14 protein-coding genes, 21 tRNA genes, 2 rRNA genes and 1 pseudogene are annotated in these 22865 nt (G+C 35.5%); 4 read left to right on the forward strand and 34 right to left on the reverse strand.

Features of this window, described 5'->3' with window-relative positions; translation table 11 throughout:
- Positions 1–117 precede the first annotated feature (117 nt).
- From F9279_RS17235 to F9279_RS17245, 3 genes are all read left to right on the forward strand, one after another.
- Positions 118–1482, forward strand: a complete 1365-nt coding sequence (locus tag F9279_RS17235) for a cytochrome ubiquinol oxidase subunit I (RefSeq protein ID WP_152115288.1) — start codon at positions 118–120, stop codon at positions 1480–1482.
- A gap of 16 nt (positions 1483–1498) precedes the next feature.
- Complete coding sequence (locus F9279_RS17240; RefSeq protein ID WP_152115290.1) at positions 1499–2542, forward strand: cytochrome d ubiquinol oxidase subunit II; 1044 nt, start codon at positions 1499–1501, stop codon at positions 2540–2542.
- Between the two features lie 131 nt (positions 2543–2673).
- Positions 2674–2835: a DUF1540 domain-containing protein gene (locus F9279_RS17245; RefSeq protein ID WP_152115292.1), complete on the forward strand. Its 162-nt coding sequence runs from the start codon at positions 2674–2676 to the stop codon at positions 2833–2835.
- A gap of 50 nt (positions 2836–2885) precedes the next feature.
- On the opposite strand, the gene F9279_RS17250 is transcribed toward F9279_RS17245, so the two are convergent.
- The 6 genes and pseudogenes from F9279_RS17250 to F9279_RS17270 all read right to left on the reverse strand — a co-directional run bounded on the left by F9279_RS17250 (position 2886) and on the right by F9279_RS17270 (position 10616).
- A complete protein-coding gene (locus tag F9279_RS17250; RefSeq protein WP_152115294.1) occupies positions 2886–4091 on the reverse strand; it encodes an NAD(P)/FAD-dependent oxidoreductase in 1206 nt (401 codons plus the stop codon).
- A gap of 38 nt (positions 4092–4129) precedes the next feature.
- Complete coding sequence (locus F9279_RS17255) at positions 4130–5602, reverse strand: o-succinylbenzoate--CoA ligase (protein WP_152115296.1); 1473 nt, start codon at positions 5600–5602, stop codon at positions 4130–4132.
- 226 nt (positions 5603–5828) lie between these two features.
- Positions 5829–6647 (reverse strand): 1,4-dihydroxy-2-naphthoyl-CoA synthase, encoded by an 819-nt coding sequence (gene menB / locus F9279_RS25745; protein ID WP_226793663.1) that lies wholly within the window; start codon positions 6645–6647, stop codon positions 5829–5831.
- A 45-nt stretch (positions 6648–6692) separates the two neighbouring features.
- Positions 6693–7487, reverse strand: a pseudogene (gene menH / locus F9279_RS25750) (2-succinyl-6-hydroxy-2,4-cyclohexadiene-1-carboxylate synthase); the annotation flags it as partial.
- The gene (menD, locus tag F9279_RS17265; protein WP_152115300.1) at positions 7468–9231 is read right to left on the reverse strand and encodes a 2-succinyl-5-enolpyruvyl-6-hydroxy-3-cyclohexene-1-carboxylic-acid synthase; all 1764 of its coding nucleotides are present in this window, start codon (positions 9229–9231) and stop codon (positions 7468–7470) included. The gene menD and the pseudogene menH, both read right to left, overlap by 20 nt.
- Positions 9228–10616 carry an isochorismate synthase MenF gene (locus F9279_RS17270; protein ID WP_152115302.1) on the reverse strand — a complete coding sequence of 463 codons (1389 nt, stop codon included), beginning with the start codon at positions 10614–10616 and terminating at the stop codon, positions 9228–9230. The genes menD and F9279_RS17270 overlap by 4 nt, the downstream gene beginning before the upstream one ends.
- 280 nt (positions 10617–10896) lie before the next feature.
- Between F9279_RS17270 and F9279_RS17275 the strand changes: the two genes are divergently transcribed.
- Positions 10897–11640, forward strand: a complete 744-nt coding sequence (locus F9279_RS17275) for a TraR/DksA C4-type zinc finger protein (RefSeq protein WP_152115305.1) — start codon at positions 10897–10899, stop codon at positions 11638–11640.
- Positions 11641–11676: 36 nt separating this feature from the next.
- On the opposite strand, the gene F9279_RS17280 is transcribed toward F9279_RS17275, so the two are convergent.
- The 28 genes from F9279_RS17280 to F9279_RS17415 all read right to left on the reverse strand — a co-directional run.
- On the reverse strand, positions 11677–14076 hold the full coding sequence (locus tag F9279_RS17280) for a glycogen/starch/alpha-glucan phosphorylase (protein WP_152115307.1): 2400 nt from the start codon (positions 14074–14076) through the stop codon (positions 11677–11679).
- Positions 14066–15520, reverse strand: a complete 1455-nt coding sequence (gene glgA, locus F9279_RS17285) for a glycogen synthase GlgA (RefSeq protein WP_152115309.1) — start codon at positions 15518–15520, stop codon at positions 14066–14068. The genes F9279_RS17280 and glgA overlap by 11 nt, the downstream gene beginning before the upstream one ends.
- A complete protein-coding gene (locus tag F9279_RS17290; RefSeq protein ID WP_152115328.1) occupies positions 15517–16545 on the reverse strand; it encodes a sugar phosphate nucleotidyltransferase in 1029 nt (342 codons plus the stop codon). The genes glgA and F9279_RS17290 overlap by 4 nt, the downstream gene beginning before the upstream one ends.
- 22 nt (positions 16546–16567) lie before the next feature.
- On the reverse strand, positions 16568–17713 hold the full coding sequence (locus tag F9279_RS17295; RefSeq protein ID WP_152115311.1) for a glucose-1-phosphate adenylyltransferase: 1146 nt from the start codon (positions 17711–17713) through the stop codon (positions 16568–16570).
- A complete protein-coding gene (gene glgB, locus F9279_RS17300; RefSeq protein ID WP_152115314.1) occupies positions 17661–19601 on the reverse strand; it encodes a 1,4-alpha-glucan branching enzyme in 1941 nt (646 codons plus the stop codon). Before glgB ends, F9279_RS17295 begins: the two co-directional genes overlap by 53 nt.
- Before the next feature lie 977 nt (positions 19602–20578).
- Positions 20579–20650: transfer RNA gene (locus F9279_RS17305), tRNA-Glu, on the reverse strand.
- 2 nt (positions 20651–20652) lie between these two features.
- A tRNA-Ser gene (locus tag F9279_RS17310) sits at positions 20653–20743 on the reverse strand.
- Positions 20744–20750: 7 nt separating this feature from the next.
- Positions 20751–20825: transfer RNA gene (locus tag F9279_RS17315), tRNA-Asn, on the reverse strand.
- Between the two features lie 11 nt (positions 20826–20836).
- Positions 20837–20913 (reverse strand) — tRNA-Ile (locus F9279_RS17320).
- 8 nt (positions 20914–20921) lie between these two features.
- A tRNA-Gly gene (locus F9279_RS17325) sits at positions 20922–20995 on the reverse strand.
- Between the two features lie 13 nt (positions 20996–21008).
- Positions 21009–21084, reverse strand: a tRNA-His gene (locus tag F9279_RS17330).
- Positions 21085–21121: 37 nt separating this feature from the next.
- Positions 21122–21194, reverse strand: a tRNA-Phe gene (locus F9279_RS17335).
- A 17-nt stretch (positions 21195–21211) separates the two neighbouring features.
- Positions 21212–21288: transfer RNA gene (locus F9279_RS17340), tRNA-Asp, on the reverse strand.
- Between the two features lie 7 nt (positions 21289–21295).
- A tRNA-Met gene (locus F9279_RS17345) sits at positions 21296–21369 on the reverse strand.
- Positions 21370–21391: 22 nt separating this feature from the next.
- Positions 21392–21484, reverse strand: a tRNA-Ser gene (locus tag F9279_RS17350).
- A gap of 8 nt (positions 21485–21492) precedes the next feature.
- A tRNA-Ile gene (locus tag F9279_RS17355) sits at positions 21493–21569 on the reverse strand.
- 7 nt (positions 21570–21576) lie between these two features.
- Positions 21577–21653, reverse strand: a tRNA-Met gene (locus tag F9279_RS17360).
- 32 nt (positions 21654–21685) lie between these two features.
- Positions 21686–21761, reverse strand: a tRNA-Ala gene (locus F9279_RS17365).
- A gap of 16 nt (positions 21762–21777) precedes the next feature.
- Positions 21778–21854, reverse strand: a tRNA-Pro gene (locus tag F9279_RS17370).
- A gap of 7 nt (positions 21855–21861) precedes the next feature.
- Positions 21862–21938 (reverse strand) — tRNA-Arg (locus F9279_RS17375).
- Between the two features lie 16 nt (positions 21939–21954).
- Positions 21955–22043: transfer RNA gene (locus tag F9279_RS17380), tRNA-Leu, on the reverse strand.
- A gap of 10 nt (positions 22044–22053) precedes the next feature.
- A tRNA-Gly gene (locus F9279_RS17385) sits at positions 22054–22128 on the reverse strand.
- Positions 22129–22147: 19 nt separating this feature from the next.
- Positions 22148–22229: transfer RNA gene (locus tag F9279_RS17390), tRNA-Leu, on the reverse strand.
- Positions 22230–22245: 16 nt separating this feature from the next.
- Positions 22246–22321: transfer RNA gene (locus F9279_RS17395), tRNA-Lys, on the reverse strand.
- A gap of 5 nt (positions 22322–22326) precedes the next feature.
- Positions 22327–22402 (reverse strand) — tRNA-Thr (locus F9279_RS17400).
- Between the two features lie 8 nt (positions 22403–22410).
- A tRNA-Val gene (locus tag F9279_RS17405) sits at positions 22411–22486 on the reverse strand.
- A 10-nt stretch (positions 22487–22496) separates the two neighbouring features.
- Positions 22497–22613: ribosomal RNA gene (gene rrf, locus F9279_RS17410) — 5S ribosomal RNA — on the reverse strand.
- Between the two features lie 134 nt (positions 22614–22747).
- Positions 22748–22865, reverse strand: a 23S ribosomal RNA gene (locus F9279_RS17415); the annotation flags it as partial.

The following is a 22865-nucleotide window of genomic DNA, read 5'->3' on the forward strand; positions in this document are numbered from 1 at the left end:
TTTCGTTTAACTAAATAATAAAGATCTATTTTTCTTATCCGACAACTATTACATAGAACTTTCCATTTACGTTCATACTATGTACAGCTTAAGGAATAGGAGAAAGGAAGAGTTAAAATGTGGGATCATCTCGTAACAGCTAGAAGTATGTTTGGCATGACCATGGGTTTTCATATTATTTTTGCAACTATCGGGGTTGGATTGCCTTTAATGATGTTAATATCAGAGCTCCTTTATCAAAAAACGAAAGATTTAGACTATGTCATCATGGCAAAAAGATGGACTAAAACGTTCGGAATTCTACTAGGTGTAGGAATTCCAACAGGGACAATCGCTGGTCTTCAATTGTCTTTATTATGGCCTGGTTTTATGCAGGTTATCGGAGAGGTTATGGCTCTTCCCTTTCAGATTGAAATTTATGCATTTTTTATAGAAGCACTATTTATGTCTATCTATGTATACGCTGCTGAAAGAATACCACCTTGGGCTAGAATAACTAGTTTAATACTAGTAGCTATCGGTGCTCTCGCTTCCGCTATTTTAATCACGAATGTCCATGCTTTCGAAGGAACACCACAAGGGTTTCGGATAGAAGGTGGAAAAATTGTAGATGTTGATCCATGGAAGGCATTTTTTAACCCAACTTTCTTTGTTTCAGCAGGTCATGTTGCTATGAGCGCTTATACAACAGGTGCTTTTGTTGTTGCCTCTGTTTCAGCTTTTAAGATGCTAAAAACTCCTGGCGGAACTAGAGTTTATCAATTTCATCAAAAGGCTTTAACTCTTAGTCTAATAGTAGGAGCAGTGTTCTCTCTACTTACTGCAATTAATGGGCATGAGTCTGCTCAAAAGCTGCATGAATATCAACCAGAAAAACTAGCAGCTGCAGAAGGTTTATTCGAAACGCAATCACATGCTCCTCTAGCTATTGGAGGATTTACAGATAAAGAAAATGAAGAAATTGTCGGTGCTATAGAAATTCCTTGGGCACTGAGCTTTTTAGCAGATAACAGCTTTGATACAGTAGTAACAGGTCTAAACGATTTCCCAGAAGAATATTGGCCGCCACTTTATATTCATACTCTCTTTAATGGAATGGTAGGAATAGGATCCTTATTAATTGTTTTATCATTTGGTACATTAATTTGGAAAAAGCTTCGAAAAGTAGAGAATTATCCAAAATTCCTTAAATGGATTTTTGTTGCCTCAGGCCCTCTTGCAATAGCAAGCATTGAAATGGGCTGGATGTTTGCTTGTACAGGCAGACAACCTTGGACTATTTATCGTATTCTCTCAACAGAAGATTCTGTCACAACTTCTGGAAATTTAACCCTTTTGTTTTATTTGTTCCTACTTGTCTACTTGATACTTGGCATAACTGTCTCTCTTGTTCTCATTTATTATTTTAAGAAAAACACAGTCTTGCAGGATTTAGAGGCAGCAACCGAAAAAGAAATTCCATTATTTGGATCAAACAGTTAATGGAGGGATTAAACTAATGAATGATTCATTGCTAGCTGTTACTGTTCTCTGGGGGTTTATTTTTATTTATGCCATTATGGGAACAATGGACTTTGGAGCTGGATTTTGGTCTATGATTTATATTAACAGAGAAAAAACACGGGCAACAAATATTGCTAACCGTTATCTTTCCCCGACTTGGGAAGTGACCAATACATTTATTGTAGCCATTGTTGTAGCTGTGTATAGTATGTTTCCAAAAGCTGCATATACCCTAGGAACTGTTTTATTGATTCCAGGGAGTGCTATACTTTTATTATTAGCCATTCGAAGTGCATTTCTAGTTTTTTCTAATATAGCAGTAGAATATCGAAAGCCCCTTACCTATATCTCAGGAATTTGTGGTTTGCTTATTCCTGGTATCTTACTAAGTGTCCTACCGATTACACATGGAGGGTTTGTCGATTTTACAGGTGATAAACAAACCCTTGACTTAGTTGGTTTATTTTCTAGTGGGAATGAATATGCTTTTTTTGGCTTTGCTCTCTTCAGTACGCTGTTTTTATCTTCTTTGTTATTAGCTGATTTCTCTAACGTTTCGAAAGAAAGTGAAGCATACCGAATCTATCGTAGAGATGCACTAATTCTTGGTCCAGTGTCTTTATTAATGGCATTTCTTGTTATGATTACTTTAAAGCATGATGCAAATTGGATTTACGTAAAGATGCTTGAGGATAAATTCTTCTTATTTACCTCATTAATTTTGTTTCTACTTGGAGGTATCGCGTTATATCTCCCTTCTATAAAGCATAAGGGTGTAAAAGGGATGCCAAGATTGGCTGTTATTTGCATAACTATCCAATACTTAGTGGCAAGTTACGTATACGGCAAGGCTCATTTGCCTTATATTGTTTATCCTGAAGTGACCATCTATACTTCTTTTACTAGTCCTAGTTCCTTTCATGCTATCTTTACTTCTTATATCGTTGGTTTTATTATTCTATTTCCTGGTTTCTTCTTATTTTGGAACTTGTTTATGCATGATAAGAAATATCTACAGGGAAAAGGAGCAAAGAAATAAAAGCTATGGAGATTTCCATTCAAAAAAAAGAATGAATTTCAGTGTGCTTTCTCATACTATTAGCATGGGGAGTTCTTCGTAATCATTCCTCATATTTGATTTTAGGATTATTTACAAAAGGAGTGTCATTCATGGCAAAAGATGTTCTTTGCGAAGTGAGTAACTGTTCTTTTTGGGAAGAAGGCAATCAGTGTGGAGCAGACCAAATATATGTAGTTAGCCACGTTGGTAGTCATGCTGATACTAGTCACGAAACAGATTGTAAAACATTTGAACCTATTGAATTAAGTTAAAAAGAATAAATGGGATGGTCTGTACACATTAGACCTTTCCATTTATTCTTTTATCTATCTATCCTAGTCAAATAAGCATCTGGATGACTACCTTTCATGATTAAATCCTTAATAATGGTAGAGCCAAATGAACTATAAACCGTTCCATTTCCTCCAAATCCAAGGCAATAGTATATACCTTCCTTTTCAGGATGCTCACCAATAAAAGGCAATCCATCTGAGGATTCTCCAAAGGTTGCTCCATACACATAATCCACCTTTAGATCCTCATAATGAAAATGTTCTTTTACACGTGTAAGTATACGCTCTCCATAAGTTTTAATCATATTCATGTCAGTAGGTGCTTCCATTTTTTCTTCATCTAACCCACCTGCTACAATTCTGCCATCAAAGGTTGTTCTCATATAGAAGTATGGCCTTTTTGTTTCCCAAATAAGACATTGTTCTTGCCAATTTGGAAAGTTATCAAGGGGACTTGTAGCTATAGCATACGTTCTATTTAGCTCTGCATGATTCTTTTTAGTGAAGTGTTTAATCTCATATCCAGTTGCATATACAACTTTTCTAGCTGTAATAGTATGACCATTTGCAGTAGTGAAATACCAATAACCATCCTTATAATCACTCTCAAACACTTCTGTTTGCTCATAAACATGAACATTATTATGTTTGTGTGCATCCTTGAATAAAGTCATGACAAATCTTTGTGGATTCACTTCTGCATCTCCGATTGTTCTTATTGCTGCAGGCTTCTTAAATTTATATTCACTATATATCTCTTCTTCTATTAAATATTCTGCTGGGAAATGATGTTTCTTAAGCATGTCAAATTCTTTTTTTAGAGAGGAAACATCTTTTTTTACACTAGCATAATAAAGACTTTTTCTACTTTTAAATTGAATATAATCAGAAAGAGAATAAGCGACTTCTTTTAACTCATTCATGCCTTCTAAACATAGTCGATAAAACCTTACTGCGTCTTCTTCTCCAATTTCTTCCGCAAAATCTGTTAGCATTTTGTCATTAGAATATTGAAGCAAGCCAGTATTAGCAGAAGAACTTCCATGGCCAACCTTTCCTTTATCAACGGTGATGACTTTGAGAGGCTCTTTAGCTAGTTTATATGTTAATAATGCACCAGACATGCCAGCTCCTATTATAAGAACATCACAAGTTTCATTCTCTGTAATAGTAGGAAACGTTTCTATCTCTTTTAAAGTAGTTGGCCAATATAAAGATCCATGATATAAGTTCATAAAAATCCACTTCTCTTTCTAATAAGTCTATATAAAGTCTAATCTAAATTATCTTTTACCCACTCTCTTAATGTCCTTCTCACTATCTTTCCTGCTGCATTTCTCGGAATCTCTGGAATAAAATATATTTGTTTTGGTATTTTAAACTTGGCGAGATAGTATTCACAGCTTTTCGATATATCCTCTTTGGTTATAGAGCTAGATGTCTCTTTCACAATAAATGCTACTGGAACCTGCCCCCACTCCTTATTAGATATGCCAATAACAGCGGCTTCCTTTATACCATTCATCTCGCTTAGTACGGCTTCTATCTCTGCAGGATAAACATTTTCTCCTCCAGAAATAATTAAGTCTGCTCTTCTATCTAAAACATACAGAAACCCTTCAGAATCTTTATACCCAATATCTCCTGTACAAAACCATCCACTCTGAAGATGAGACTCTCTATTTAAATAGCCCTTTGAAACATTCGGACCATATACATGGATTTCTCCTACTTCGTCTGCAGATACTTCTTCTCCTGTTTCCCCTATGATTTTTAATTGAGCCGGAAACAATGGTTTCCCTGCTGATCCAATTTTTTTAAGACTATCATCTGGTGATAGAGTAACAATTTGTGAGGAAGTTTCTGTCATTCCATAGGAATAATAGACAGGTATTCCTTTCTTCATGCATCTAGTGAGTAGTTCAACCGATACGGGGCCTCCTCCTAAAAGCATATATCGGAAATAATGTGGAAATTCCGCTTCTGATATTCCTTCTATTCTCTGTAGCATTGTAGTGACAACAGACATAATGGTTACTTTCTCCATTTGAATATCATCTAATATTCTATTTTCATCGAAATGTTCATGAAGCACAATCTTAATTCCATAAATTAAACTTCTCATCAAAATTGAATAACCGCTAATATGAAATAAAGGCACTGTACATAACCAAGTATCCTCTTCTGTAAGACCAGCATTTAAAGCATTCCCTACTGCACTCCACCAATGGTTTCCATATGTTTGAATAACCCCTTTAGGAGCTCCCGTTGTTCCAGATGTATACATAATTGAACAAACCTTATTCAAGTCTATTTGCTCTATCTCCATTGGCTGTATATATTTACTATGATCTAGCTTTCCTTTATCTATCACTGTGATAGATATTTCTTCCTCTATTGATTTCCCTTTCTCTTCAAACTCTTGCTCAGTTATTAAAAACTTCACCTTTGCATCATTGATTTGATATATAAGTTCACTAGAAGTTAATCGATTATTTAATAATACCGCCTTTGCTCCAATAACCTGTAAAGCAAGCAAATGAATAACTGTCTCGATATCACTTTTCACTAAAAAACCGACATATTCAAATTCATTTACCCCATAACCTGCTAATATCCCTGCATGCTGATAAGCTCTTTCATACAGTTCTCTGAAAGATAATCTTTGATTTCTATACACAATTGCTTCTCGGTTTGGAGTAAGGTATGCTCGGTTCTTTAATAGATTTGGTAGCATATCTGTCATTTATATTCCTCTTTTCTATACAAAAAAGGGACTCTTTTATTTTTAGCACTGTAAAAGAAATCTTTGCTAAAATAAGAGTCACCTTTAATTTATTTATTTCATCTTCTCCTTAGAAAACTCATTCATATTCTGTCTGTTTTTTCTAATTAAACAATTAGTTCTAAATCAAACGTTATAAAACGAACCCTTTTGAAAAGAGCTTCTTCCACTTACTTATAGCAGTATATCAAGGGAAACGAGGGAATTGTCCAAAGTCTGGATCACGTTTTTCTTTAAAGGAATCTCGACCTTCTTTCGCCTCATCTGTTGTATAGTAAAGAAGGGTAGCATCTCCAGCAAATTGTTGAATACCTGCTAGTCCGTCCGTATCCGCATTAAATGCTGCTTTTAAGAAGCGTAGAGCAGTTGGACTTTTCTCTAATATCTCTTCACACCATTTAATTGTTTCTTCTTCTACTTGATCAAGTGGAACTACCGTATTAACAAGCCCCATATCTAATGCATCCTGTGCATTATATTGGCGGCATAGGTACCATATTTCTCTTGCTTTCTTATGGCCAACAATTCTTGCTAAGTAACCAGAACCATATCCAGCATCGAAGCTTCCAACTTTTGGTCCTGTTTGACCGAAAACTGCATTATCAGCAGCGATTGTCAGGTCACATACTATATGTAAAACATGACCTCCACCAATAGCATATCCTTTAACCATTGCAATAACAGGCTTTGGTATTACTCTTATTAAGCGTTGTAAATCTAATACGTTCAAGCGAGGAATTTCATCATCTCCAACATATCCACCATGTCCTCTCACCTTTTGGTCTCCCCCTGAACAAAATGCTTTATCCCCAGCACCAGTTAGGATGATAACACCAACACTACTATCATCTCTTGCTCTAGCAAATGCATCCATTAATTCATTTACTGTTCTTGGTGTAAAAGCATTATGTACATGTGGTCTATTAATCGTTATTTTAGCAATACCATTATATTTTTCGTAAATTACTTCTTCGTATTGTCTAACAGCAACCCATTCTACAGTCATCTTTTCTTCCTCCTTCTTGTGCAAATCATTTGCTAAAAACTCCATTACTATTGTACCAAAAATTTCAGGTTTCTCCACATGAATTGCATGTCCAGCATTATTTACAGAAATATGGGTTATTAAAGGGGTCATTTTTGTCATTTTTTCTGCTATATGGAAAAATTTATGATCTAATTCACCAGTAATTATCATTGTTGGGACCTTAATTTGGGATAGTTCTTGCCAATAGGAAGCCTGAGCTCCTGTTCCCATCCCTCTTAAACTATTAGCTAATCCTATTTCTTGATTGGATAATCGCTGCATTCTTATTTGATTCTTCGTTTTATCATCTAGGTTTTTTTGACTTGCAAACAAAGGGATATTCTCCCATTTATCCACAAACTTCTTTAATCCATACTCAAGAATATCATTTCCTAATTCTTCATCTTGTATGCGTCGGTTTCTCCTTTCCTCTTCCGATTCTAATCCTGGAGAAGTGCTTTCTAGTATTAAGGAGCTTACTGTTTCGGGATATGCCATATAGTAAGCTAAAGCAAGCCTTCCTCCCATTGAATAACCTAACAAATGCAACTTGTTTACTTTCAATTGTTCTATTAATTCTTTCAACTGTTTCACAACTTCTAGCATTCCATACAATGGGACTTGATTTGGAGACGCCGTTTTTCCATGACCGATAATGTCTACAGTAATTACTTTAAACCGCTTGGACCAAACTGGGATAAATGAAGTCCACGTACTACTGTCTCCAGTAAAGCCATGTAACAACAGAAGAACTTCCCCTTCTCCAAAGGTTTCAACATAATAATCTACTGTTCCTAATTTAAGAATCAATTGAGTCACCTTTAGCAAAGCTCTTCTCTAATACTTCTGCTATATTTCCCATTATGTTTCTATGTTCTAGCAGATTCTCATCTCTGTTTGTCTGCAACTCCCAAACTCTTATTCCACTTGTAAAATTACTATGTTGGAATAAATTTATTAAGTGTGACCAATCACTGATTAATTCATATTCCCCTTTATACATAGTGACTAAATGTTTAAAGTCAATATGTAAAGGAGTACCAAATAAAAGCTCAAAGTGTCTCGGTAGATTGGCCTGTGGAAGAAAGGAAAAGATGCCCCCACCATTATTATTAATTAATAAAATAGTTATAGGAATATCATATTGCTTTGCAATCATCAAAGCATTCATATCATGGAAAAAGGTTAGATCGCCAACTACTAGGAATAGTGGTTTTTTCACCATTGCCACTCCCAAAGCTGTAGAAATCGTTCCATCAATACCATTAGCTCCTCTATTTGCTATAATGGTTACTGATTTTTTTTGATGATGGAAGAAGGTATCAAGATCACGAATAGGCATGCTATTTCCTACAAAAAGGGCTGCTTGATCTGGAATAAGCTCAGCTAATTTTTTAAATAGCTTTGCTTCGCTTAATTCCTGAATTCCTTCCACTTGCATTAATTCTTCCTTTGTTTTGGAGTTAACTTCTTTCCATTTATCCAGATAGTGATTCATTGAGCAATCCTTAATAAAATGGATTACATTCTCACAAAAGTAAGATTCATCACAATATACCATCTCACTAGTTAATTGATTAGGATCTCGGAAACCACTACCTCCATCAATCACTACTTGTTTTGCCTTTGCATTTTCTCTTAAAAATATAGTTAAAGGCTTAGAAATAGGCATACTTCCAAAACGTAATACGATTTCAGGACTTAGTATTTGTTTCATTCCATCATTTCTTAGAAAAGTATCATAAGTATCTATAATGAATTCCATTTGACCAGCATCACTTCTCAAGTTTGATAAAGGATCTGCTAAAATAGGATACCCAGTTACTTTAGCTAATTCTCGTACTTTATTCGAGAAATCAGGATTATCCATTTCTCCACATACAATAATACCATTTCGATATTGAGTAATGTCTTGCGATAAGTCTATAAAATAAGAATCTGATACTATAGAATCTCCTGTTTTTATTGAAATACTTTTTACCGTTTTATCCTTTTCCTTGTACTCTTGGATATTCTCTAGATCAGGGATTAATGGTTCTCTTATAGGAAGATTTAGATGTACAGGTCCATTTGGCCTCTGTATAGATGTTGCAACAGCTCTAGCTCCTATTGTTTTAACATAGCGAACCATACTGTTATCCCCATCAGGTGGTGACATTTCCATAAACCATTTTACATGCTTCCCGTATAAGTCTATTTGGTCAATAGCTTGTGGTGCACCTACATCCCTTAATTCATGTGGTCGATCTGCCGTAATAATAATTAATGGAATACGAGAAATCTTTGCTTCTACTATAGCAGGAAAATAATTAGCCGCTGCCGTTCCAGAAGTACACACTAATACAGTTGGCTTTTTCGTAACTTTTGCTATACCAAGTGCAAAAAAAGCAGCTGATCTTTCATCTACATGAACATGAACATTCATTCTTTCTTCTTCTACCATGAGTAAACTAATCGGTGTAGATCTTGAACCAGGGCTAATAACAGCATGTTCTACCCCATTACTAGCCAATTCAGAAATAAAAGCATGTAAGTAGGTGGTTAAATTTTGTTGATGCTTCATTTCATATTTCCTCCTAATGCTGATATCATTGGCTTAAACTTAATATTTGTTTCATTATACTCCATATCCACATCGGAATCTGCTACAATACCACAGCCAGCAAAAATATTTGCGACTCTTCCCTCAATTAAACCTGAGCGAATGCTTACTGCAAATTCTCCATCCCCTTTATAATCAAGCCATCCCATTGGCGAGCCATAAAGACCTCTATCTAGTGGCTCACTGTCACGAATTATTGCGAGGGCTTGTTCACGTGGATATCCTCCTAAAGCTGGGGTAGGATGCAGTAGACGAATAAGAGAAAATAAAGTCGCTTTTTCTTTTACTTTTCCTGTAACTGGTGTAAAAAGATGCTGAATATCTCTCATTTTTAGAACAACTGGCATATCTGGTATTACTACCTTTTCACATACATCATTCATTGCTTTCTTGATCATTTCTACTACAAAATGATGCTCTGATCTATTTTTAGGATCATGAAGAAGGTCTTGCTCTAATCTTCTATCTTCTTCCAAATCTTCACCACGTTGAATAGAACCAGCAAGACATACTGAAAAAACGGTATTCTTCTCTTTTTTTACTAATCTTTCTGGTGTAGCACCTAGAAAACATCTATCTTCTAATTCTAAAGCAAAGATATAACCGTTTTTTTGTTGCTGTATCAAGTTATTTAATACCTGTTCTACATTTATATTATTTTTAAATGTTAACTGCGCCTCTCTTGCTAGTACAATTTTCTTAAGGTCTGTTTGTTCTTGTAACTGTTTAATAACGCTATAAACCGCTTCTTTCCATTGCTCAACATTTAATTCTTTTAACTCTTCTAATTTATTGGTGATAATCTTTCTATTTTTCCTACTTGATTCCCTGTATTCTGCGTTTTTTTTCTCTAGCTCTATTTGAGCTTCTTTTAGCTTGTTTTTGGGCAGAAGTATATTTGTTGTGACAAATTGTTCTCCATTCACTTCGCTTAACATAATACTAGGTATAAAAAAGTACCCTTCCGAATAGTCTTTCCATCCATTCATTTTTTCTTTATATGGATCAAAGGAGAAACCACCTAGTAAAACTGGTCCAATACCACTCTGTACATACTCATTGTTGATTACAGCATTTTTCAGCATATCATTCCATTTTACTTGCGCATATTCATAACGATCTTCATTTCTAGGACATATTATTTTCTCACAAATCCCGATTCCGACAATCGTATTCTGTCCATTTGGATCCTTCCAAAAGTAACGTTGTCCTTCATAATTTTGAAATTGAGAAAAAAAATCAAGACAGTCAATTCTATCTTCCAATTTCTTCACCTTACTAACTAAAACGGAAGATGAAATGTCCTTTCTATTCAATGTTTGTACCATTCCTCTTCTATCTTTCATTACTTTTTCAAATCCCCCTAAAACGAATCAATTATACACAAATTTATTTAACTCCAGTTTTATCTTCATTCATTATTTTAGCATATTTTAAGATACACCTGACTTTATATTATGTCAATTATCTCGAATTCATCTATGTTATCCTGTAAATTTTTCAAGATATAAAATGTTTTAGTTCTATAAAAAAGGGAAACTTAAAAAGGAAAGAAAAGTTCTACCGATTATTATTATCCGTTTCGTTCATACTAAAATTACTAAGATAAATAAGGGAAGTGATCTTATGTTATCAAAAAAGCAAATAGACACACTAAAACAAGAATTAGAAACAAGAAAAACGGAAATCACCGAGCAAATAGATAGTTATGTAAGTAGAGAAAATGAACGAGAATCTGTCGGAGAACTATCTGCCTATGATAATCATCCAGCAGATTTAGCAACTGAATTATATGAACGAGAAAAAGACTTTGCTTTAGAAAAACATGAACAAACGGAATTAGATAGTATTAATGCTGCATTAACAGCAATAGAAGAAGGAACCTATGGCATATGCCAAGTATCAGGAAAAGAAATTCCTTTTGAAAGACTTGAAGCAATTCCAACTGCATTAACGTTAAAAGAATATAGTAGTGATCAATCCATTCCAACTGATCGACCAGTAGAAGAAGAAATATTAGAGCCTGCTCATGGTAATGAATATCGTCATTATGATACAGGAGATGTAAGAGATTATGATGATAGCTTTCAAGAAGTTGCCAGATATGGTACATCTGAAACTCCTTCTGATTTAAGAGGAGATTTCGAAGATTATGATAGCTTATACGATAGAGATGCAGATGACGAAGGATTTACAGAAGACTACGAGTCCTTTGTTGCAACAAATATTGATGGTACAGAAAGAACCATTTATCCTTCAAAAAAACATGAACAATATGAACAAGCATTAGATGATGAAGGAATAGAAGCCCCATTTGGAGATGTACCTTATCATCAAAACGATAGTTATGTGGATGAAGATAAAGATTAAAAAAAAACTCCAGGTTTTCACCTGGAGTAAACCTACTTAATACGGTTTAATATTCCATATTTCATTTGCATATTCCTTAATTGTTCGATCGCTAGAAAAATGACCAGATAAGGCAATATTCGTTAAACTTTTTTGTAACCATAGTTCCTTATTTTTATAGCTGGAATTTACTTTTTCATGGATATTTGCATACGAATGAAAATCCTTTAACACGAAGTATTGATCATTTTCCAGTATTAAAGAATCAAATATGGGGTCAAATTCGTTAGAACCATAATCATAGAAACCATTCTTCAGCTGGTTTACTACCTCATGAATTCTATCATCATGATAATAATACTCACGAGAGCTATATCTTCCATTTTGATACAGTTCTAATACCTCGCTTGCCTTCATACCAAAAATGAAAATATTCTCTTCTCCAACCAAGTCACTCATTTCAATATTAGCTCCATCTAATGTACCCACTGTTAATGCACCGTTCATCATAAATTTCATATTTCCTGTTCCTGAAGCCTCTTTACTAGCAGTAGAGATTTGTTCACTAATATCAGCAGCAGGAAAGATATGTTCTGCTAAGGAAACACGATAATTCTCTAAAAAAACAATTTTTATTTTTCCGGCAATATGTTTATCATTATTCACTTTGTCCGCGACTGTATTTATTAGTTTTATGATTTTTTTAGCATAATAGTATCCTGGAGAAGCTTTAGCTCCAAAAATAAAAGTCCTTGGCTCCATCTCTAAGCTTGGGTTCTCTCTTAACTTATTATATAAAGACATTATGTGTAAAATATTTAATAATTGTCTTTTATATGCGTGTAATCTTTTCACTTGTACATCAAATATAGAATGAGGATCAACAATAATTCCATTTTGTTCTTTAATAATAGATGCTAGTTTATTCTTATTTTTTTGTTTAATAGTACCTAGTTGTTCAAGAAAAGCAGAATCTTCCTTCCAATCCAACAGCTTTATCCATTCACCGGAATTATGAATCCATTTTTCACCAATAGAATTTGTTATAAGTTGAGCAAGTTCAGGATTAGCTTTAATTAACCATCTTCTATGGGTAATTCCATTCGTTTTATTATTGAACTTCTCTGGAAAAAAGCGATAAAAATTGGACATCTCTCTTTTCTTTAATATTTCTGTATGAATTTCGGCAACTCCATTAACACTATAACTTCCCACCAATGCTAAGTGTGCCATTTTAACCATCCCATGAGCTATGATTGCCATACTTTCAATTCCATTGAAATCTCCAGGATACTTCTTCCATAGAGATTGGCAGAATCTCTCGTTAATTTCATCAATAATCATATATATCCTTGGTAATAATGGCTGGAACAAATAGATAGGCCATTGCTCTAACGCTTCTGATAGTGTGGTATGGTTGGTATAAGAGATTGTTTTAGTCGTTATTTCCCAAGCCTCTTCCCAACCTATTCCCTCTATATCCATTAGTATTCTCATTAACTCAGGTATGGCTAATACAGGATGAGTATCATTAACATGAATACTCACATGCTTATGAAAATCCCTTATCTCGTTATGTTGTTGCTTATAATTTTTCATTATAGATTGTATACTAGAAGAAACCAAAAAGTATTGTTGCTTCAAACGTAAAATTTTTCCTTCATCATTAGAATCATCTGGATACAGAAAACCAGAAATAGATTCCGTCTCTCTTTTATATCTCATTATATCCTTTACATCTTTTGCAATTAAAGAAGCAGGTTCTGCATTCCATAAGCGTAACGTATTTACAGTAGAAGTTTCATATCCTATTACTGGAACATCATACGGGACAGCAGTTACAGTTTCAGCATTTAAATGCCGAACCTGTAACCTACCATCTCTTTCAAATATGTCAATATTTCCCCAGAAATATATATCGACAGCTAAATCTTCTTTTCTCACTTCCCATACTTGACCTTGCTTTAACCATTGTTCAGGAAGTTCAATTTGGTATCCATCTACCATCTTCTGTTCAAACAAACCATGTTTATATCTAATACCACTTCCATGCCCAGGAAGGTTTAATGTAGCTAAAGAGTCTAAAAAACAAGCCGCAAGTCTTCCTAATCCTCCATTACCAAGCCCTGCATCGTGTTCTATTTCTTCGACCTGATGAAAGTCAATTCCCAAATCCTTTAAGCCTTCCATCACTACTTGATCGATTCCAAGATTAATTAAGTTATTATGAAGTAGTCTCCCTAATAAAAATTCAATAGAAAGATAGTATACTTGCTTCCCATCATATTTTCGACTTTGCTCATTCGTATTAATCCAGTCTGTACTCACATATTCTCGAATCATATGTCCTAATGTTTGAAAGTGATCACTACTCGTTGTTTCTTCAAATGGTTTCCCATATGTCATCTCAAGCTTTTGCAAAAAATGGGTCTTAAAAGACTCTTTATCAAAAAACATGTGATTCACTCCTTGAGATTAGCTCTGCATACAGTTGATTATATTTAAATGCTGATTGAGCCCAGCTATTGTCCATTGACATAGCATTTTTTATTAATACATTCCAAGTTTCTTTATCGTTATTATAAAAGTCTAACCCTCTTCTAATGGTAAAAAGCATATCATGTGCATTAAAGTTAGAGAAACTAAACCCATTTCCTTCTCCTGTTGTTTCATTATAAGAGAATACTGTATCATTTAGACCACCAGTTTCTCTTACAATTGGTATATTCCCATATCGTAATGCAATTAATTGGCCAAGACCACATGGTTCAAATTTAGACGGCATTAAAAATAGATCTGCTCCTGCATAGATTTGATGAGCTAAATCTTCATCAAACCCGATAAATGCTTTACACTTCTCTGGATATTTATACTCCATTTTGCGGAAGAAATCCTCAAATTCAGCATCTCCGGAGCCCAAAAGGAGAAACTGCACATTCTCTTCCATTATTTCACTGAATATATGTCTGACTAGTTCTAATCCCTTTTGACTAGTTAACCTAGTTATCATAGAAATAATTGGGATATCATTATCTACCTTCAAGCCAAACTTCTGTTGGATATGCTTTTTATTTTCTTTTTTCCCTTCTAGTGTTTCAATTGAATAATTTTTGATAATTGCAGTATCCGTTTCAGGATTATACGTTTCTTCATCGATACCATTAATAATTCCTGATAAATCTGAAGACCTTTGCACTAATACATTATTCAAACTTTCTCCATAATATTCTGTTTGAATTTCATTTTTATAAGTTGGACTAACTGTAGTTATCTTGTCTGCTCCTACTAATCCACCTTTCATAAAGTTCACATTTTCAAAAAATTCTAGTTGATCGAAGGTATAATAATAATCACTTATATTCAATAAATCACCTAAAACATACTTTGGCATTATTCCTTGAAATTGCAAATTATGTATAGTGAAAACGGTTTTTATTTGGCTATATTCTTTTCTCCACTTATAGTCTACGTTAAGTAAGAATGGAATCATAGCTGTATGCCAATCATGACAGTGTATAATACTAGGGTATTCATCTAAATAAAATAAGCTTTCTAAAACGGCTCGGTTAAAGAAAGCAAATCGTTCTCCATCATCTCCGTAACCATATAACCCTGGTCTTTTAAAGTACCACTCATTATCAACAAAATAAAAAGTGATGCCTTCATACTGTAACTCTTCTATGCCAACATATTGATTACGCCAGCCTATTTGAATATAGAAATGTATCTTTTTTTTAAGTTTGGATAAGAGATGATCAGGTATGTCTTCGTATTTTGGCATAATAACAGCCACATCTGTTCCTTGCTTTTTTAATTCTTTTGGAAGAGAACCAGCAACATCTGCTAGTCCTCCAGATTTTATAAATGGTACACATTCTGAAACAGCAAATAATACTTTCACGAATTCATCAACGCTCCCTGCACAGTTCCTTTTCTAACTACAAATGGATTCTTAACTGTTCCTATCATAGTTGTATCATTTTCTACCATAACGTCTTTATCTAAAATAACAGATTCCAAATGACAATTTTCCCCAATTGTACATTTTTGCATAATGATGCAATTTTTCAAAACAGAGCCTTTTCCTATTTTGACAGCCCTTGATATCACACTATTTTCTATTTCTCCTTCTATTACGCAACCATTAGCTATCATGGAGTTTTTTACATCTCCAGAATCTGTATATCTAGTAGGTGGCTCATCCTTCACTTTGGTAAAAATTGGTCTATCTTTTATAAATAGTTGATTCCACACAACTGGATTTAATATATCTTTACTCACTTGATAATAAGAGGCAATAGAATGTATCTTTTCGGCATAACCGGTATATTCATATTCACAAATTTTCAAATCATTATTAATATCAACTACTGCATCTTTGATACATGTGTATCCAGTAGTCTCTCTATTATTAATTAGCTCAATCAATTTTGCTTTTTTCATTAAATATATTTCTAGTGACTTACCGTTGTTCGTAATCTCGGTAATATCACAAGAGGACTCCAGATGTCTTTCCAATACAGGCATGAAATTCATATTAAATACTGTAAAACAATTCGCTACAAGGGCATATTCTTGATTACTACGGCAAAAATAGTCCATATTTACAGCAAAATGATTAAAGGAACCTATACCGTTATTCGCTCCCTCTGTTATTGGTGCTGGAAAGAAGAATAAACCATCTCTTTTTCTATCAAGATCCCAGTTCTTACCTGATCCTAAATGATCCATAAGAGAACGATATTGATACTTAGGGAAAATGGCTACACTACCAATTCCTGTATTGACCATGTTAGATAAAATAAAATCAATTAAGCGGTATCGTCCTCCAATAGGGAGTGCAGCTAGTGTTCGATGAGCAGTTAGATCTTCTAAATCATCCATATAAGATGTTGCATCAATAATACCTAGCATAGATTTTAACATCATATCCCTCCTGTCTATTATGTTAGGAAATTAGTTCATTAACCATTTCTTCCGTCACTAATACTACCTCATCGCTATCTTCCTTAGGTTTAATGACCATGCCATCTGGAATTTGAACGTTAGAAGGGACAATGGCTTTTTCTATATATACATTGTTTCCAATCTTTGCATCTGGCATAATAACAGAGCTGCGTATAATTGTCCCCTGCCCGACTGTTACCCCTTGAAAAACGATAGATTTTTCTAAATCACCGCTAATCATACATCCTTCATTCACCATAGATTCTTTCACTCTAGCATCACTTGAAATATATTGTGGTGGATGATTAGGGTTTACAGTATAAATCCTCCATTTATAATCAGATATATTAAGATCACTATTATCATCAAGTAAATCCATATTAGCTTCCCATAAGCTCTGTACAGTACCTACATCCTTCCAATACCCTTTAAAAGGATATGCAACTACTTTTTTCTTTTGCTCTATTAACAAAGGAATAATATCCTTACCAAAGTCATGAGAAGATGTATTATTAAGATTATCCTCTTCTAATAGTTTTTGTAGTACGCTCCACTTAAAAATATAGATGCCCATGGATGCTAGGTTATTTTTAGGAGAATCTGGTTTTTCTTCAAATTCAATAATATCTAGGTTTTCATTTGTGTTCATGATTCCAAATCTACTAGCTTCCTCCCAAGGTACTTCAATGACAGAGATGGATGCATCTGCTTTCTTACTAATATGAAAATCTAGCATAAGCTCATAATTCATTTTATAAATATGATCACCTGACAAGATAAGTACATATTCTGGATCATATTGTGATAAATAATTTTGATTCTGGTAAATAGCACTCGCCGTTCCTGTATACCATTTCACCTCTGATGATTCACTGTAAGGCGGTAAAACTGTTACTCCACCATTAACACGGTCTAAATCCCATGCGCTTCCTATCCCGATATACGAGTTTAATACTAGCGGTTGATATTGTGTTAGTACCCCTACTGTTTCAATACCAGAGTTGGAGCAATTACTTAAAGTAAAATCAATAATTCGATATTTCCCCCCAAAGGGAATAGCAGGCTTAGCTAGATTCTTAGTTAATGAATATAGTCTACTCCCCTTCCCCCCTGCTAATAGCATTGCGACGCACCGTTTCTTTCCCATTACCTTTCCTCCCCTTTCGATGTTGAACTGGTCGTAATAAAATAATACTAAAAGCTGGAATTGTTAATTGAACAGAATGTGAAAGCCCATGAAACGGTATATCTTCTGCTTTCATTGTCTTTTTATTGATATAATTTGCTCCACCAAAACAATCCATATCACTATTTAATATTTCTCGATATTCATCTTTTTTAGGAACTCCAATTCTGTAATTCTCGTATGTATGGTAAGTAAAATTACAAATAATGATTAAATATTCTCCATCTTTTTCTGTTCTGCGGACAAAGGAAAAAATGGACTGGTCTTTATTATTAACATCAATCCACTCAAAACCGTCATGTCTATGATCTAGCTGATACAGTGGCTTAGACCTTTTATATATTTTTAACCATTCTTTCACGTAATCATTTGCTTTTTGATGCATCTCATAGTCAAATAATAGCCAATCTAATTGTTCTTTATCTTTCCATTCAGCAAATTGCGCAAATTCTGTTCCCATAAATAAAAGTTTTTTACCTGGGTGTGCAAACATGTACCCTATTAAAAGACGAAATTGAGCAAACTTTTGCCAATAATCCCCAGGCATTTTATCTAATATTGATTTTTTGCCATGAACGACTTCGTCATGTGAGAATGGCAATACAAAATTTTCTGAAAAAGCATACAATAAAGAAAAGCTAACTTTATCATGAACATATTTTCTATTATCTGAATGAGTTTCCATATATTTTAAAATATCGTTCATCCAACCCATATTCCATTTATAATCAAATCCAATTCCACCATAATGAACAGGTGCAGTTACCTGTGGCCAGTCTGTTGAATCTTCAGCAAACATTAAAATACTAGCATCATATTGACTAATTGTTTGATTTAACTTCTGAAGAAATTCTATACCATAATTATTCACACTGTTTTCTCCAGAATTTGGCCAATAAATAATGTTGGAAACTGCATCAACTCTAAAACCATCTATATGAAAATAATCTATCCAAAAAAGGGCATTGGATATCAAAAAACTATGTACTTCCATTTTACCTAGATCAAAATTGGCAGTTCCCCATACTATATTTTCCCTATCTTTAGGATTCGCATAATCAAATTGACTAGTACCATCAAATTGGTAAAGTCCATGTGCATCCTTACAAAAATGTCCTGGAACCCAATCCATAATCACTCCCAGATTATTTTGGTGACACATATCAATAAAATACATAAGATCTTTTGGTTCTCCAAATCTACTAGTTGCAGAATAATAACCTGTCCCTTGATATCCCCATGATATATCAAGGGGATGCTCTACAATTGGAAGAAGCTCAATATGTGTAAACCCTTGTTCTACACAATATGGTATTAATTCTGCTGCTAACTCCTTATAGGAATAAAGATCCCCATTCTCATGAATCTTCCATGAACCTAGATGAACTTCAAAAATTGCAATAGGCTCATTCAATAAATTTTTTTTATTTTTCTTTTGTATCCATTTAGAATCATTCCACTTATAACCGTCCAGTGAATACACAATAGAAGCGGTATTTGGTCGTACCTCTGAAAAGAAAGCATAAGGATCTGCCTTAAGTAATTCCCTACCATCAGGAGTTATTATTTTATATTTATAAACGGCTCCTGATAAATCCTTATTCACTTTAATAATCCATACACCTTCATTATTAATCCTTTCAAGTGAATAATGAGTTCCATCCCAGTTATTGAAATCGCCAACTAACTGTACGTTGGTAGCATTTGGTGCCCATACACAAAAAGTGGTATAAACTACTTTATCAACCGTATGAACATGCGATCCAAAGAGCTTAAAGCTTTCGAATAAGTTCCCCTCATGAAATAAGTGTAGCTGAAAATCCGTTGGATATACTGTCTCCACTGTCATCCTACTTTCTTTTACAAATTAATTTGTTATTTTTACTAATAAACTATGTATAAACACATTTCCCCAATTTTCTCTAACTAAAACAAGAATTAATTCATACAAGAGAGGTTATTTTCAAAGAGAGGATGAAATCTAAATCATGAAGCAGTATTCTTTATTGTTTAAAAAGAGCTCTATAAAATGGAGCAAGCTAGACTAGATTAAATATTCTATTAATAATAGGCAATTCCTTTTTTGTTTTTAAAATTTTATGATATTCTGAAGCCTTTTATGTTAAATTGTGAAAATAGATTTTAGATAAATTATCTAAAATCTGCAGTTCTGTATAAAAAGAACGTAAAATAAAACAATGACTATGGTAGTTTGTTTAATACTATTTTCATAAATTAGGAACTTATCTATATATACAGATAAATAAAACTGCATAACTTTAAATAGTCATGCAGCTAGGTAATAAGTATTTGTGTAACTATTATGTAGTAACTATCATTTATTGCAACTTTGATATTGTCTTACATACTATAAAAAGATCAGTGTCTCTTAGGATTTGTCTATCATACCCATAATAAAATAATTAGTATCAACGCGAATTACACTATAGGAAGTAGCTCTGCTTGTTAAAAAATTGAGACCATAATTTCTTATTTCTGCACTTCCCCTTCTACAGCATGAGCACAGTTCTATAGTTAGTAGATACATCGAAAAGTCTTATAGCAGTCATGCTCTTTTTTTAAATCTCACTCTTTCATTTCTCTAATCAACCTGCGTATAATTTTCTTTCAATCATTCTATCAATTTTTTTGTCAATTATTCTATATGCTAGAGTCTTTCCCTGCCGTCTAATTATTGGTCTCAATTATCAACTTATTAACTTAATCGAACTCAATAGATATCTTTAAAAGTTATGGAAAACGCTAGTAAAATATTATATTAAACAAAAAAAACATGATAGCATAAATGCTACCATGTTTCTTAGATGACCCATACGGGATTCGAACCCGTGTTACCGCCGTGAAAGGGCGGTGTCTTAACCGCTTGACCAATGGGCCAATGGCGGAGAAGGAGGGATTTGAACCCTCGCGCCGCTCACGCGACCTACACCCTTAGCAGGGGCGCCTCTTCAGCCTCTTGAGTACTTCCCCATTAAAATGGCTCCGCAGGTAGGACTCGAACCTACGACCGTTCGGTTAACAGCCGAATGCTCTACCACTGAGCTACTGCGGAACAATAAAGTATGGTGGGCCTAAATGGACTCGAACCATCGACCTCACGCTTATCAGGCGTGCGCTCTAACCAGCTGAGCTATAGGCCCAAATTCTTTGGAGCGGGTGATGGGAATCGAACCCACGACATCAGCTTGGAAGGCTGAGGTTTTACCATTAAACTACACCCGCGTATATTTTAAAATGGGGCGACTAATGGGAATCGAACCCACGAGTGTCGGAGCCACAATCCGATGCGTTAACCACTTCGCCATAGCCGCCATGATGTTAATAATTAATAAGAGTTATGGCATAAGGTGGCTCAGGACGGAATCGAACCGCCGACACAAGGATTTTCAGTCCTTTGCTCTACCGACTGAGCTACTGAGCCTTAATGATATATTATAATGGCGGTCCGGACGGGACTCGAACCCGCGACCTCCTGCGTGACAGGCAGGCATTCTAACCAACTGAACTACCGGACCATTATGATTGCGGGGACAGGATTTGAACCTGCGACCTTCGGGTTATGAGCCCGACGAGCTACCAGACTGCTCCACCCCGCGACGATAAAACTATTATGAATTATGGAGGAGGAAAGGGGATTCGAACCCCTGCGCGGTTTGACCCGCCTGTCGGTTTTCAAGACCGATCCCTTCAGCCGGACTTGGGTATTCCTCCTCGATATATGGTGGACCTTGTAGGACTCGAACCTACGACCGGACGGTTATGAGCCGTCTGCTCTAACCAACTGAGCTAAAGGTCCGTTGAAATGGTAGCGGCAGAGGGGATCGAACCCCCGACCTCACGGGTATGAACCGTACGCTCTAGCCAGCTGAGCTACGCCGCCATGGTATTTATATAATAATCTTTTAATAAAATTGGTGGAGCCTAGCGGGATCGAACCGCTGACCTCCTGCGTGCAAGGCAGGCGCTCTCCCAGCTGAGCTAAGGCCCCAATTTATTTTTTCGACTGGTCGGGAAGACAGGATTCGAACCTGCGACCCCTTGGTCCCAAACCAAGTGCTCTACCAAGCTGAGCTACTTCCCGTAAAATATGGCGCGCCCGAAAGGAGTCGAACCCATAACCTTCTGATCCGTAGTCAGACGCTCTATCCAATTGAGCTACGGGCGCATATTTTAAAAAACAATGGTGCCGAGGACCGGAATCGAACCGGTACGGTAGTCACCTACCGCAGGATTTTAAGTCCTGTGCGTCTGCCAGTTCCGCCACCCCGGCATTGTTTTATTGGAGCGGAAGACGGGATTCGAACCCGCGACCCCCACCTTGGCAAGGTGGTGTTCTACCACTGAACTACTTCCGCATATATCAAATATTAATAGTGCGGGTGAAGGGAGTCGAACCCCCACGCCTTGCAGCGCTAGATCCTAAGTCTAGTGCGTCTGCCAATTCCGCCACACCCGCATATTTTCCATAAAAATGGTGAGCCATGAAGGATTCGAACCTTCGACCCTCTGATTAAAAGTCAGATGCTCTACCGACTGAGCTAATGGCTCATAGATGGTGCCGGCGAAAGGACTTGAACCCTCAACCTACTGATTACAAGTCAGTTGCTCTACCAATTGAGCTACACCGGCAGGTGTTATGGTGGAGGATGACGGGATCGAACCGCCGACCCTCTGCTTGTAAGGCAGATGCTCTCCCAGCTGAGCTAATCCTCCGTAATATTATGCCTGGCGACGTCCTACTCTCACAGGAGGAGAACCTCCAACTACCATCGGCGCTGAGAAACTTAACTTCCGTGTTCGGTATGGGAACGGGTGTGACCTTCTCGCTATCGCCACCAGACTATTAAACTTTTGTTTAAGACATAGATTATTATATCACTTTTTGAAAGAAAGTCAACACTTTATTAGTGCTTTCTATTAATTATTCCTTCAAAACTAGATTATGTTAGAAGAAGAAAGAACCGAGTAATCATTTTAGTTAAGTCCTCGATCTATTAGTATCAGTCAGCTCCACACGTCACCGCGCTTCCACCTCTGACCTATCAACCTGATCATCTTTCAGGGATCTTACTAGCTTACGCTATGGGAAATC

The organism is Bacillus sp. B1-b2, assembly GCF_009183415.1.
Lineage (GTDB): Bacteria > Bacillota > Bacilli > Bacillales > Cytobacillaceae > Niallia.